Source organism: Parerythrobacter aestuarii, from assembly GCF_030140925.1.
Taxonomy (GTDB): domain Bacteria; phylum Pseudomonadota; class Alphaproteobacteria; order Sphingomonadales; family Sphingomonadaceae; genus Parerythrobacter; species Parerythrobacter aestuarii.
Genome location: NZ_JARBWD010000001.1, coordinates 686,761 through 699,704, shown reverse-complemented (window position 1 = coordinate 699,704; position 12,944 = coordinate 686,761). Strand labels below are relative to the sequence as shown.

The following is a 12,944-nucleotide window of genomic DNA, read 5'->3' as shown; positions in this document are numbered from 1 at the left end:
CGAAAAAATGATCGCGCCGGGATCAAAGGGGGACTGAATGAAAAGATTATTTGCATGCGTGTCGGCAATTTCGCTGGCAGCAACTGCCGTGGCTGCACAAGATGCAGGCGAGCCGGAAGCAATGGAAGCAGAAGCCGCCGCTGAAGAACCTGAAGCTGCGCCGATGGTGATGAAAGTCCCGGCACCGATGGTCAAAAAGGACCTTGTGCTGGCTGAAGATACGCCGGTCACTGTTGCCGTTTCGCAAGAAGTGAACAGCAGCACACATAGAGCCGGAGACACCTTCAAGCTGACCGTGGTTGATGATGTAAAGATCGACGACACCGTCGTCATTCCGCGCGGAACGCCGGCGACTGCAGAAGTGACCTGGCGCACTGGTAAGGGCGCGTTCGGCAAGTCGGGCAAGATGGAATTCGCCATCCAGAGCATCGACCTGGCAGACGGCCAGATTCCGGTCACCGGCGAATACCGCCAGGAAGGTGAAGGCAACACGGTTGCAACCGGTGTCGGCGTCCTGGCGATTGGTGTTTTTGCGGGCTTCATAACCGGCAAGCGCGCGCGCCTGCCCGCTGGCCGCGAACTCATGGTCCAACTCGACCAGCCCGTAACCTTCGCGCCGAGCGGGAAGCTGGCGGCTTCCTATGATGCCGATGCTGCCATGGCTGCGGCAGCCGCCAAGACCGATCTCGGACGATGCAAGGCCGAAGCCGGCACTATCGAGAAGGAAAAGGCGCGCGAGAAGGCCATCGAGAAGTGCTACGTCAAGCGCATGGAGTGATCCTGCGCCGGGCGTAGCCGCGCCTTACTCTCCGAAGTAGTTGAGCTCCAGCAGCACTCCGTTGGGGTCCATGGTGAAGATCTGCCTGAGGCCAATCGCTTCGATGTGGTTGGTCTGGCAGTCCAGCCCCTTGTCCTCGAGCCGCTTCAACATGGCGTCATGCCCGTTGCAGCGCAGCGCGACATGGTGGATCGACCCAGTCGGCCCGTGCTGGACCTCACGCTGGTAGGTGCGCGGGCAGTCCAGACTGTTGATGTGGAAGATCGCGCGATCTTCCTTGTCGTACATCCACTGCGCGTTCTGCGGAGTCAGCGGCGGCGGGGCATCGCGGCGTTCGAGCCCGAACACATCGGCATAGAACTCCGCCGTCCCGTCGAGATCGCCGGTGATGATGTTGACGTGGTCAAGCGCTTCGACGGCAATGCCCATGGTCAGATCGCTTTCGTCGCTGCAGCCCGTGCCGCTTCATAGCCCTGTCGGCGCATGGCCTCAATCTTGAGCCGTTCGTGGTAGCCGGGGTCCTCCGGGTAGTCGCGATAATCGCCCAGCACTTCACCGAAATACTGCTCCAGCTCGTCCTTGTGGTCGGGCATGGGGAAGATATAGGCCTGGTTCTCGCGCATGCCCTGCAGGATCCGCTCGGCAATCACATCCGGCTCCATGCCGACTTCGTGCAGGCCCGCCAGCCGTTCGACATTCTCGGTATTGATGGGCTTGGCATCGGCCATCAGGTCCCTGGGCCGGATATCGTCCGACGCGTAGATATAGCTCTTCACCAGCCCCGGGCAGACGCAGCTGACCCCGATGCCCTTGGGCGCGAGGCTGTAGCGCAGGCTTTCCGACATCCCGCGCACCGCGAACTTGGTGGTGTTGTAGATCCCCGGCGATCCTGCCGCGAGCCACGCCGCCATGCTGGCGGTGTTGACGACATAGCCGCCCTGCCCATGCTCGATCATGCGCGGGACGAAGGTCATCACTCCGTTGATCGGACCGTGCAGGTTCACGCCCATCAGCCAATCCCAGTCGCTGTAGGAACTGTCCTCTATGGTCTGGAACAGGTTCACCCCGGCATTGTTGAACAGCAGCGTCACCGGCGCGCCGAATTCGGCCTCCACCTTGTCGCGCGCCTCGGCCATAGCGTCGCGGCTCGACACATCGACCTTGACGCCCATGACTTCGCGGTTGTCGAGCGTTTCCAAGGCGCGCTCGATATGGTCTTCGCGAATATCCGCGATCACGACCTTGGCACCTTCATTGGCCAGCGCGCGCACCAGCCCAATGCCGACGCCGTTGGCCCCGCCGGTGACGAAGGCGACACGTCCCTTGAAGTCGATCATGCTGCGTTCCTTTCGACCTTGAGCCGCTTCTGCCGTTCGATTTCCTCGACGATCGAGGGATTGGAGAACAGCATGGCGAAGGTCTGCTTGTATTCGGGATTTTCCGGCAGGTGGTCCTGCACCGCCAGCGTCGTTGCCTCGCCTCGTTCGCGCACGCCGTCGAGGAATTCGGAGTGGGTGAGGATGTAGAGCTCGTCATTCAGCACGCCCTGCAGCACGCGCTCGCCGACCTCTTCCTTGGTCTGGAACAGGTCGAAATGGTTGCCGCCCGACTGCCGCCGCTTGTCGGCCTCGGCATAGCCGGTCTCGGCCAGGTCGTCGGGCCGCGTCTCGCCCGCCTTGGCGATATTGGACTGTACCGCGCCCGGGCAGAAGGCTGAGCAGATGACACCGCGCGCTTCCAGTTCGGGCCGCATGCATTCCATCATGCTCAGCACTGCGGCCTTGCCGCTGGAATAGATCGTCGTGCCGCCGACCGGGACCAGCCCCGACATCGATGACGTGTTGACGATATGCCCGCCTTCGCCGTGCGCGAGGATGCGCGGCAGCATGGTGACGATGCCGTTGATCGTGCCGCCCAGGTTCACGCCCATCACCCAGTCCCAGTCGGCAAAGGTCGCCAGTTCGGTCGGCCCGACAACGGCGACACCGGCATTGTTGACCAGCAAGTGGACCTTGCCGAACCTGGCTTCGGCAGCATCGGCAGCCCTGGCATAGGCAGCACGGTCCGTGACATCGAGCTGGAGCGCGAGCACCTTGTCGCCGCCGCCAAGCTCCGCCTCGCCTTCGGCCAGATGGTCGTCACGGATATCGGCGATCACGACATTCATGCCATGCGCCAGCGCTGCCTTGGCGATTCCCAAGCCAATCCCGCTGGCACCGCCTGTGACAAAGGCGGTCTTGCCGGCCAGATTCTGCATTTTTCTCTCCCTTGTTGTGCGATAGCTATTCACCAGAGCGAAATTGTATGCAAGACAAACAATTCTGCCAGAGGGCAAACAGCCCAGCACGGCAGGTCGGGAGAGGGAAATATGGCGATTGGGCCAAGCGCAGGTGCGCCGCTCGAAGAAGCTGGCAAGGAGCTGGGCCTCCAGCAGGCCGACGCCCCTGAGAAGGAGTGGCCGTCGACACCAGCGCGCTACTGGGCGCTGTTCGTCATCATCTTCGCCACCTTCGTCACATTCTTCGACCAGGTCGTGTTCGGCATGCTGGCGGAGCGGATCAAGACCGACTTCGGGCTGACCGATGCCGAGCTGGGCTTCCTCGCCGGGCCGGCTTCGATCATCTGTTACCTGTTCGTGGGCATCCCGCTGGCGCGGCTCGCCGACATCTGGCCGCGCAAATATGTGCTCGCCGGGGGCGTCGCCGTGGTCGGCTTCGTCACCGCGCTGGGCGGCATCGCGCAGACCTTCGTCCAGTTCGTCGGCAGCCGGGTCTTCCTCGCCGCGGGTGGCTCGGCCCATGCGCCCAGCTCCTACTCATTGCTGGCCGACGCCTTCCCGCCCAAGATCATCACCCGTGCCTTCGCGCTGCTGCAGTTCGGTTTTATCGGCGGGACGACGCTGGGCCCGCTGGTGGGCGGATACCTCATCATCATGACCGCCGAATGGGAACCGAGCACGGTCGCAGGCCTCACCATCCTGCCGTGGCAGTGGATCCTGATCTGGATCGCCTTGCCTGCTTTCGTTGCCGCGCTGCTGTTCCTGACCATCAAGGAACCCCAGCGCCAGGCACCGGTGGCCGATGCCGAGCAACCGCCGGAGAACGCCAGCTTCGGTCGCAAGGTCATAACCTTCATGGGCTTCGACGCGGCCAAGGCCATTCACGCCAATGGCAAGGTCTATTATCCGCTGTTCGGGGCCCTGGCGCTCAGCGCGACGGAAAGCTTCGGCCTCGCTTTCTGGCGCATCCCCTTCATGATCCGCGAGTTCGGCTGGAACGAGGCGGAGATCGGCGGGGCCATCGCGATAACCGTGCTGATCGGTTCGCTCACCGGGCTGGTCGTCGGCGGCACACTGGTCGAGCTGCTGGCCAAGAAGCACAAGGACGCCAATGTCCGCGCTGCCTTTATCTGTTTCTGCGGAACGACAGTCTCGACACTCACTGCGCTGCTCGCACCGACGGGTTGGACATCCATGATCGCCTTTGGCTTCGCCGGCATGTTCGGCCTGGCCGGGGCAGTGCCGCAGAACGCTGCGATCCAGCGGGTCGCGCCCAATTCGATGCGCGGGCAGGTGACCGCCTTCTACCTCTTCATGTTCACGTTCTTCGGCGCCATGGGCAGCTTCGTCATCGGCCTGGTGTCGCAATATATCGTCGGCGACCCGGCCAAGCTGCAGCAGACGCTGGTCATCACCGCAGTGCTGATCCTCCCGGCCGCCTGCTTCCTGATGTTCCGCGCGATGAAACCCTATCGCGGCGAAGTCGAGCGCCTGGAAGCGCTCGGCCGCTGACCCATCACATTCTGAGAGGAGAGAACCCGATGTCCGATGCCACGCTGGAAAGCCTCGCCGCCAAGGTCGAGGAGCTGGAGCAGCGCCTCACCACCCGCGAAGACGAGCTCGACGTGAAGAAGCTGCAATATCTCTACGGCTACCTGATCGACAAATGCATGTACGACCAGGTCGTCGACCTGTTCACCGAGGATGGCGAAGTCCGCTTCTTCGGCGGCGTCTACAAGGGCAAGGCCGGTGTGCGCCGTCTCTATGTCGATCGCTTCCGCAAGAGCTTCACGCATGACAACAACGGCCCGATCGACGGCTTCCTGCTCGACCATCCGCAGATCCAGGCCATTGTCGATATCGAACCCGATGGTGTGACCGCCAAGCTGCGCGGCCGCTCGACCATGCAGGCCGGGCGCCATGTCGACTATTGCGATCCGTCGAACCCGATGACCGCCAACCCGCGCCAGTGGTGGGAAGGCGGTCTCTACGAGAACACCTACAAGAAAGGCAGCGACGGCAAGTGGCGCATTCATGTGCTGAACTACTTCCCGCACTGGCACGCCGATTTCGACAAGGGCTGGGCCTATACGCAGGAGCAGTATGTGCCCTTCCCCAAGGTCACCTATCCGGAAGACCCGATCGGCCCGGACGAACTAATGGAAGAGCACTGGCTGTGGCCGACCCACAAGCTGCTGCCGTTCCACATGAAGCACCCGATCACCGGCGAGGAAATGGTCGCCGAGCGCTGGGAAGGCGATATCCGGCGCGAACAGGAAAAGGCCACCAAGGGCTGAGGAGACGACCGTGACTGCCTATCCTTCGCTCCACATGATCATCGGCGGCGAGAAGGTATCCGGCGGGGGCCGGCGCACCTTCGATGTCGTCAACCCCGCGACCGGCGAGACCATTGGCGCATTGCCGCTGGCCGAGGCGGCCGATCTCGACAAGGCGCTCGAAGTCGCGGCCGAGGGTTTCCGGATCTGGCGCAAGTCGACGCCGCAGCAGCGCGCAGCAGTGCTCCAGGGCGCGGCGCGGCTGATGCTGGAACGGCAGGAAGAGCTCGCCCGCATCGCAACCATGGAGGAAGGCAAGCCGCTCGCCGAAAGCCGGATCGAAGTGCTGATGAATGTCGGCCTGTTCAATTTCTACGCCGGCGAAGCGCAGCGGCTCTATGGCCGTGAACTGGTCCGCCCGACCGGGCAGCGATCGGTGATCCGGCACGAACCGGTCGGCGTGGTCGCGGCCTTCAGCCCGTGGAATTTCCCGATCGGTAACCCCGGGCGCAAGCTCGGTGCCCCGATCGCGGCGGGCTGTGCGGTGATCATGAAGAGCGCCGAGGAGACCCCGGCCAGCGCGCTCGGCGTGCTGCAATGCCTGCTCGATGCCGGCCTGCCGCCGCAAGTCGCGCAGGCCGTGTTCGGAGTGCCTGACGAGGTCAGCCGCCACCTGCTCGCCTCGCCCGTCGTCAGCAAGCTCAGCTTCACCGGCTCGACCGTGGTCGGCAAGCAGCTGATGAAGCTCGCCGCCGACAACATGCTGCGCACCACCATGGAGCTGGGTGGGCACGGGCCGGTGCTGGTGTTCGACGATGTCGATGTCGACCGGGTGCTCGACACCGCCGTGCCGGGCAAGTTCCGCAACGCCGGCCAGGTCTGCGTCAGTCCGACCCGCTTCATCGTGCAGGAAAACGTGTTCGAGAAATTCCGCGACGGCTTCGTCGAGCGCGCCAAGGCGGTGCAGGTCGGCGATGGCCTGGCCGAGGGCACCCAGATGGGACCGATGGCCAACCCGCGCCGCCCCGACGCCATGGAGCGTTTGATCGGCGGAGCGAAGGATGCGGGCGCCACGCTTCACACCGGCGGCGAGCGCATCGGCAACCAGGGCTTCTTCTACGCCCCCAGCGTACTGTCCGAAATCCCGCTCGACGCCGAGATCATGAACGAGGAACCGTTCGGCCCCGTCGCGCTGATCAACCCGTTCAAGGGCGAAGACGAGATGATCGCCGAAACCAACCGCCTCCCCTATGGCTTGGCCGCCTATGCCTGGACCGACGACGTCCAGCGCCAGCGGCGGCTGGCCGACGAAATCGAGAGCGGCATGGTCGGGATCAACAGCCACATGATCGGCGGGGCCGACAGCCCCTTCGGCGGGGTCAAATGGTCGGGCCACGGGGCCGAGGACGGACCTGAAGGCGTGCTCGCCTGCATGGTGACCAAGGCGGTGCATGAGGGATGATGCAATGACTCACGAACTCAAGACCGGCGGCGACCGCGGCTATCTGCGCATCGCGACCGAGGAAGCCTTCGCCACGCGCGAGCAGATCGACGTATTCCTGCGCATGGTGCGTGATGGCACGGCAGACCAGGGCATGGTCAGCCTGTGGGGCTTCTACGCACAAAGCCCCTCCGAACGCGCGACGCAGATCATGGACCGGCTGGTGGACCTCGGCGAACAGCGCCTGCGGCACATGGACGAGACCGGGATCGACAAGGCGATCCTCGCCCTGACCTCGCCCGGCGTGCAGCCCATGCTCGATGTCGAAGAAGCCAAGGGCATCGCGAGCCGCGCCAACGACTTCCTCGCCGAACGCTGCGAAGCCCATCCCGATCGCTTCATCGGCATGACTGCCGTCGCCCCGCAGGATCCCGACTGGTCCGCCGCCGAGATCCGCCGCGGCGCAAATGAACTCGGCTTCAAGGGCGTGCAGATTAACAGCCACACGCAGGGGCACTATCTCGACGAGCCGCAGTTCGACCCGATCTTCCGCGCGCTCGCCGATACCGGCCAGCCGCTCTACATCCATCCGGCGACCTTGCCCGACAGCATGATGGGCGGAATGATCGATGCCGGGCTCGATGGAGCCGTGTTCGGCTTTGCGGTTGAGACCAGCTACCACCTGCTGCGTCTGGTCACGACCGGCATCTTCGACCGCTATCCCGATTTGCAGATCATCGCCGGGCACGGCTGCGAAGCGCTCCCCTACTGGCTCTATCGCACCGATTTCATGCACAAGGCAGGCATCCGCTCGGGCCGCTACGAACGGCTCAAGCCGCTGCAGCACGACCTGTTCCACTACATGCGCAACAACTTCCTCGGCACCTGTTCGGGCCTGCCGTTCGAACCCGCGATCAAGCTGATGATCGAGGTGATGGGCGAAGACCGGGTGATGTATGCGATGGATTACCCTTACGAATATGTGGCAGACGAAGTCCGCATGATGGACAATCTCGACATCACGGATGCGCAGAAGAAGAAGTTCTTCCAGACCAATGCCGAGCGCTGGTTCAACCTGTGAGTGAGCCGCGCGCCCTGCCGACGGTGCCGCTGAAGGGCGCAGGCTACGCGCTGGCGCTTGTCTCGCTGATGCAAGCGATCAGCCTGCTCGACCGGCAGATCCTCGCCATCCTCGCGCCGGCCATCAAGGCCGACCTCGGCATTGGCGATGCCGAAATGGGGATGCTCTACGGCACCGTTTTCGCACTGTTTTACGCGCTGTTCTCGCTGCCGCTGGGGCGGATTGCCGATGGCTGGATCCGCACGAAGCTTCTCGCCTTCTGCCTCACCTTCTGGTCGGCGGCAACGGCACTGTCGGGAGTGGCGACCAGCTTTGCTATGCTGGCGACCGCCCGGCTCGGGGTCGGTATCGGCGAGGCGGCAACGTCGCCCGCCGGAACCAGCCTGGTTTACGATTACTGGCCCAAGCACCGGCGCGGCTTCGTGATGTCCGTCATGGCGTCGGCCATTGCGCTGGGGCTCGGCGGATCGCTGATCCTCGGCGGGGTGGCATCGCAATGGTGGGACGAGAACTATGCCGCAGGCGGAGCTCCGCTCGGCCTCGCCGGCTGGCAATTCGCCTTTCTCGTCGCCTCGCTGCCCGGCTTCGTGCTGGCGGTCTTCATGTACTTCCTTCGCGAGCCCGAGCGCGGCGGGATGGACGGGATCGAGAGCCCGGCCGACCCACACCCGTTCCGCGCCGGCTGGCAGGTCATGCGGGCGATCCTGCCCGGCACCAACTGGGTCAACCTCAAGGTGCAGAAGGCGCCGCCACGGGCGTGGCGCAACAACTTCATCTGGGTCACCGTGATCCTGATCGCGATGATCGGGCTCTACGTGGTGACCAGCCGCCTTTCCCCGCGCCCGCCGCTCGAATTCCTCGGCCTGTCGATCAATCCGCATGCGCTGCAATGGGGCGTGACCGGGTTCGGTCTCTTCGCCCTCGTGAATTTCCTGCAGAACATGCGCCTGTCGGACAACCAGGCCTTCCGCGTCATCACCGGCTCACCGACGCTGATCATGTGCATGGCGGTGGGATCGCTGCAGACGGTGATCAATTACGGGATGATGGCTTTCAACCCGTCATTCCTGCTGACCTACTACGACTTGACTCTGAGCGAAGCGGCGCTGCAATTCGGCTTTGTCAGCGCAGGGATGGGCATTATCGGCCCGCTGATCTGGGGCCCGCTGTCGGACAAGCTCAACATCCGCTTCCCCGGAGCCGGGCGGGCATGGGTGGCGATGTTCGCCATGGGCGTATCGCCGCTGATGAGCTTCTGGGTCTACTACGCGCCGACCCCGGGCGATTTCTACCTGCGCTTCGTATTCTACAGCCTCGTGCTGACCGGCTGGCTGCCGCCGCTCTATGCTATCCTCTACGAGCAGGTCCTGCCGCGCATGCGGGCGGTTACCTCGAGCACTTACCTGCTGGCCTCGACCATCCTCGGCCTCGGCATCGGGCCCTATGTCGTGGGTATGCTGTCTGATGCGACCGGCGACCTGCGCACATCGATGCTGGCGGTCAACACGGCTGCGGTCCCGATCGTGCTGCTGCTGCTGTTCATTGCCAAACGTGCCAGCAAAGATGAGGATGCTCTGCTGGAAAGAGCCGCCGAATGACCACCGTCCGCGAAGCCAGCTTTGCGATCTTCCGCCACTTCGGCGTCGATGCGCTGTTCGGCAATCCCGGCTCGACCGAGCTGCCGATGCTGCGCGGGATGCCGGCGGATATTCCCTATGTGCTGGGGCTAAGCGAAGCGGTCGTGCTGGGCATGGCCGACGGGTATGCTCAGGCGACCAGGCGACCTTCACTGGTGAACCTGCACAGCTCGGCCGGAACCGGTAATGCGCTGGGCAATCTCTACACCGCCTATCGCAACAACACCCCGATCGTGGTGACGGCGGGCCAGCAGGCGCGCTCGATCCTGCCATTCGATCCGTTCCTGGGTGCCGAGCGTCCGACCGAATTTCCGCGCCCTTTCGTCAAATGGGCCTGCGAACCGGCGCGCGCAGAGGACGTGCCGCTGGCGCTGGTGCGCGCCTTCCACATCGCCATGACCCCGCCGATGGGGCCGACTTTCGTATCCGTCCCGGTCGATGACTGGGACCGCGAATGCGAGATGCCCGACTTGCCCGCGCTGGCACTGACCGTGCAGCCGCCAGCGAAGGGGATAGCGCGCCTTGCTGCGATGCTAGACAGCGCCAGCAAGCCGGCGCTGGTAATAGGCGCGGGGGTTGCCCGCTCGGGCGGTTGGCAGGCGGCCATCGATCTCGTCGAGCGCTCCCAGGCGGATGTGTGGTGTGCCCCGCTGGCTTCGCGCGAGACCTTCCCGGAGAGCCACCCGCGCTTTGCGGGATTCCTGCCTGCTTTCCGCGAGGAAATCGTCAAGCTGTTGGCCCCCTATGACGCGATCCTTGTCGCCGGGACACAGGCCTTCACTTACCATGCCGAGGGGCACGGCCCGCATGTGCCCGAGGGCGCAACGCTGGGCCTGCTGAGCGACGATCCGCAGCACCTGTCGTTCCAGCCCGGCGGGATCGGGGTGCTGGGCGATGTAGGCGATGGCCTGAGGGCGCTGGCCAAGGCAGTGACGGAGAAACCCGCGCGAGAAGCGCAGCCGCGAGCCACTGCACCGGAAGCAGCAATGACTGCCGCCTATGCCCTGCACCGGATCGCGGAACTGCGCCCGGACAATGCCATGCTGACCGAGGAGGCCCCTACCGCACGCGGGGCCATGCACGACCATCTGCCGATCACCTGCGAACAAGGCTTCTTCGCTACCGCCAGCGGCGGGATCGGCTATGCGCTGCCTGCTGCCGTGGGCCTTGCGCGCGGGGCGGCGCAGCGCAAGGTGATTGCGCTGATCGGCGATGGCTCGGCGATGTACTCGATCTCCGGCCTGTGGAGCGCCGCCGAGCAAGGCTCCGACATCAGCTTCGTGATCCTCAACAACAGCCGCTACGCCGCGCTGGAGAGTTTCGGGCAAGTGTTCGGCATGAACCATGTCCCCGGCACCGACATTTCCGGCATCGACTTCGTCACGCTGGCCGAGAGCATGGGCGTCCCCGCCCGCCGCAGCGATGATGTGGCGACTCTGGACGAGGCGCTCGAATGGAGCTTCGGCACGAAAGGCCCGACGCTGGTCGAACTGGTGATCGCCTGACCCGAAGTCAGGTCACCCGCCACACCCATAGCTTGATGCTGCTGGCATAGCGTGCACCCGAGCAGATGAAGATCGAGCGGTTCATCCAATCGTAAGGGCCTTCGGGCGCTATGAACTGCGGCACGGTGCGGAAGTAGTATTCGCTCGGATCGACTTCCTCGCCCGCGACCAGTCGCTGCATCACCTCTGGTGGGCCATGGCGCAGGCCGGTGTTGCGGATCTGGATCAGCGCGCCATCATCGGTCTCGATGGCATAGATGGCATCGGCGACCGTCACGCCATCGGGCCGGGTGACCTGCCAGTCGGCGGCATTGCCCATCAGCTTGCCGCTGATCTTCGGCCCCTTCACATAGCCGCCGGCGAGGATCGGGATGATCCGCCGCGCGCCGTCATAGGTCGGCCCGATCTCGCGCGGAGCCTCGAGCTCGCCGCCCGCTTCGTAGACGAACTCCAGCCCGGGCTTGAGCGGCTCGCCATTCACGCAGCAAGCCCCAGCGCCGCACTGGGCGCGAAATTGCCGTGCAGCCCGAAGCGCAGGCGGATCGGGACCTTGACTGTCGCGATCGGGCCTTTCTCGATCTCCAGCGCATCGAACAACAGCAGGTCGCTGCGATGTTCGGCCATGCGGTTGCAGACCTGCACGATCCAGCCGTCACCTTCGGGCGCATCGGGCGAACGAGGGATGAAGCACGGTTCCTGCAGCGTGCTGTCCGCGCCGCACCACCAGTGTTGTTCTTCGCCTGTCTGGTGGTCGCGCAGCATCAGGCAGTTCATCGGCGCGCCCGCCGCGCTGCCGCCGGGCAGGTCGACCGGACGCGTGAAGTCCATCTCCAGCATCCAGCCATAGCGATAGGGCCTGCCGGTATAGCGGTCGTCGATGCGAGGAAACTCGCCGACGGTCTGGCTGATCTGCTCGATGCTCTCGAAATCGTCGGAGTTGGAGGCGAGGTCGACGGTCCAGCGGGTCAGCCGGGTCGCCGCTTCCATCGGCTGGAACGGCGCGCCGTGGATGTCGGGGAAAAAGGGGAAGAAATTGTTCTTCGATTCCGGGATGTCGAAATGGATCTTCGTTCCCTCCTGCCAGGCGTTCATGACATGGCTGGCGAAGCAATTGCCGCGCTCGAACCAGCGAATGTCTTCCTGTTTCAGCCCTTCCTTGCGCGGGATCACGCCGAGATAGACCGGCTTGGTGGTGTCGAACATGAAGGCCGGCTTGCCCTGCTCCAGCTGCTCCCAGCTGCCGATAGACGGCACGATGTGGATCACCAGGTAATCGGGCGTGATCGCGAAATCGTGCATCATGCAGTAATAGGGGACCTTGAACCATTCCTCGCGGACCAGATCGCCGTCCGGATTGACCTCGTAATAGGTCACATCGTCGGTGTGCAGCCCGCTGGCGGCGTAGCCGATGGCGACCATGTTGCCGGTGTCGGGATCGACCTTGGGATGCGCGGTGAAGGTCTCCCCAGTCATCTTTCCGCCGAACTTCTCGTAGCCGTCGGTTTCCAACGTAGCGGGGTCCATCACCAGCGCCGGCGAATCTTCCTTCAGCGCCCACAGCTTGCCACCATAGATCCAGGCGTTGGTGTTGGCGGTACCTCGGATCTCGCCCTTGACCGCCGGATCGTCGGTCAGCGGGTTGCGATAGGCCCCAAACAGCGACTTTCCAGCCTTGTTTTCCAGCTTCCACTTGTCGGTCTGCGCCCAGCGCTGGCGGAAATCGCATTGCCCATCGTGGAAATGGAAGCGGCTGATCATGCCGTCACCGTTGAAGGAGATATCGTCGCCCAACCGAGGCGGGAATTGCGGATCGGGCTGAACCCTGTAGAAGGCCCCATCCAGTTCGGGAGGGATCGTGCCTTCATGCGCCAGATTGGCGATATCGGCTTCGATCCTGCTCGGCGTGTTGAAACCGGTATAGTTGGGCGTGTCGGGGAAATGGGCCATT

General features: G+C 64.0%; 12 protein-coding genes. 7 read left to right on the top strand and 5 right to left on the bottom strand.

Features of this window, described 5'->3' with window-relative positions:
- Positions 1-37 precede the first annotated feature (37 nt).
- The gene (locus QPW08_RS03430; protein ID WP_284124347.1) at positions 38-778 is read left to right on the top strand and encodes a hypothetical protein; all 741 of its coding nucleotides are present in this window, start codon (positions 38-40) and stop codon (positions 776-778) included.
- Positions 779-802: 24 nt separating this feature from the next.
- Here QPW08_RS03430 and QPW08_RS03425 read toward each other — a convergent pair whose 3' ends face one another.
- Genes QPW08_RS03425 through QPW08_RS03415 form a run of 3 tightly spaced genes read right to left on the bottom strand, consistent with a single transcriptional unit; the run spans position 803 to position 3,035 of the window.
- Positions 803-1,207, bottom strand: coding sequence for a VOC family protein (locus QPW08_RS03425; protein WP_284124346.1), 405 nt, complete (start codon positions 1,205-1,207; stop codon positions 803-805).
- 2 nt (positions 1,208-1,209) lie between these two features.
- Positions 1,210-2,115 (bottom strand): SDR family NAD(P)-dependent oxidoreductase, encoded by a 906-nt coding sequence (locus QPW08_RS03420; protein ID WP_284124345.1) that lies wholly within the window; start codon positions 2,113-2,115, stop codon positions 1,210-1,212.
- Positions 2,112-3,035 (bottom strand): SDR family NAD(P)-dependent oxidoreductase, encoded by a 924-nt coding sequence (locus tag QPW08_RS03415; RefSeq protein ID WP_284124344.1) that lies wholly within the window; start codon positions 3,033-3,035, stop codon positions 2,112-2,114. Before QPW08_RS03415 ends, QPW08_RS03420 begins: the two co-directional genes overlap by 4 nt.
- Positions 3,036-3,146: 111 nt before the next feature.
- Between QPW08_RS03415 and QPW08_RS03410 the strand changes: the two genes are divergently transcribed.
- Genes QPW08_RS03410 through mdlC form a run of 6 tightly spaced genes read left to right on the top strand, consistent with a single transcriptional unit; the run spans position 3,147 to position 10,996 of the window.
- Complete coding sequence (locus QPW08_RS03410) at positions 3,147-4,568, top strand: MFS transporter (protein ID WP_284124343.1); 1,422 nt, start codon at positions 3,147-3,149, stop codon at positions 4,566-4,568.
- A gap of 29 nt (positions 4,569-4,597) precedes the next feature.
- The gene (locus QPW08_RS03405; protein WP_284124342.1) at positions 4,598-5,353 is read left to right on the top strand and encodes a nuclear transport factor 2 family protein; all 756 of its coding nucleotides are present in this window, start codon (positions 4,598-4,600) and stop codon (positions 5,351-5,353) included.
- Between the two features lie 10 nt (positions 5,354-5,363).
- Positions 5,364-6,794, top strand: coding sequence for an NAD-dependent succinate-semialdehyde dehydrogenase (locus tag QPW08_RS03400; RefSeq protein ID WP_284124341.1), 1,431 nt, complete (start codon positions 5,364-5,366; stop codon positions 6,792-6,794).
- A gap of 4 nt (positions 6,795-6,798) precedes the next feature.
- Positions 6,799-7,854: an amidohydrolase family protein gene (locus QPW08_RS03395; protein WP_284124340.1), complete on the top strand. Its 1,056-nt coding sequence runs from the start codon at positions 6,799-6,801 to the stop codon at positions 7,852-7,854.
- Positions 7,851-9,452, top strand: coding sequence for an MFS transporter (locus QPW08_RS03390; RefSeq protein ID WP_284124339.1), 1,602 nt, complete (start codon positions 7,851-7,853; stop codon positions 9,450-9,452). The genes QPW08_RS03395 and QPW08_RS03390 overlap by 4 nt, the downstream gene beginning before the upstream one ends.
- A complete protein-coding gene (gene mdlC / locus QPW08_RS03385) occupies positions 9,449-10,996 on the top strand; it encodes a benzoylformate decarboxylase (RefSeq protein ID WP_284124338.1) in 1,548 nt (515 codons plus the stop codon). Before QPW08_RS03390 ends, mdlC begins: the two co-directional genes overlap by 4 nt.
- A gap of 7 nt (positions 10,997-11,003) precedes the next feature.
- Here mdlC and QPW08_RS03380 read toward each other — a convergent pair whose 3' ends face one another.
- Positions 11,004-11,477 (bottom strand): DUF3237 domain-containing protein, encoded by a 474-nt coding sequence (locus QPW08_RS03380; protein WP_284124337.1) that lies wholly within the window; start codon positions 11,475-11,477, stop codon positions 11,004-11,006.
- On the bottom strand, positions 11,474-12,943 hold the full coding sequence (locus QPW08_RS03375) for a carotenoid oxygenase family protein (protein WP_284124336.1): 1,470 nt from the start codon (positions 12,941-12,943) through the stop codon (positions 11,474-11,476). The genes QPW08_RS03380 and QPW08_RS03375 overlap by 4 nt, the downstream gene beginning before the upstream one ends.
- Position 12,944 lies beyond the last annotated feature (1 nt).

Coding starts and splice junctions, on each gene's coding strand:
- QPW08_RS03415 (WP_284124344.1), bottom strand. CDS start 3,035: ATGCAGAATCTGGCCGGCAAGACCGCCTTTGTCACAGGCGGTGCCAGC.
- QPW08_RS03410 (WP_284124343.1), top strand. CDS start 3,147: ATGGCGATTGGGCCAAGCGCAGGTGCGCCGCTCGAAGAAGCTGGCAAG.
- QPW08_RS03375 (WP_284124336.1), bottom strand. CDS start 12,943: ATGGCCCATTTCCCCGACACGCCCAACTATACCGGTTTCAACACGCCG.
- QPW08_RS03430 (WP_284124347.1), top strand. CDS start 38: ATGAAAAGATTATTTGCATGCGTGTCGGCAATTTCGCTGGCAGCAACT.
- QPW08_RS03420 (WP_284124345.1), bottom strand. CDS start 2,115: ATGATCGACTTCAAGGGACGTGTCGCCTTCGTCACCGGCGGGGCCAAC.
- mdlC (WP_284124338.1), top strand. CDS start 9,449: ATGACCACCGTCCGCGAAGCCAGCTTTGCGATCTTCCGCCACTTCGGC.
- QPW08_RS03395 (WP_284124340.1), top strand. CDS start 6,799: ATGACTCACGAACTCAAGACCGGCGGCGACCGCGGCTATCTGCGCATC.
- QPW08_RS03405 (WP_284124342.1), top strand. CDS start 4,598: ATGTCCGATGCCACGCTGGAAAGCCTCGCCGCCAAGGTCGAGGAGCTG.
- QPW08_RS03425 (WP_284124346.1), bottom strand. CDS start 1,207: ATGGGCATTGCCGTCGAAGCGCTTGACCACGTCAACATCATCACCGGC.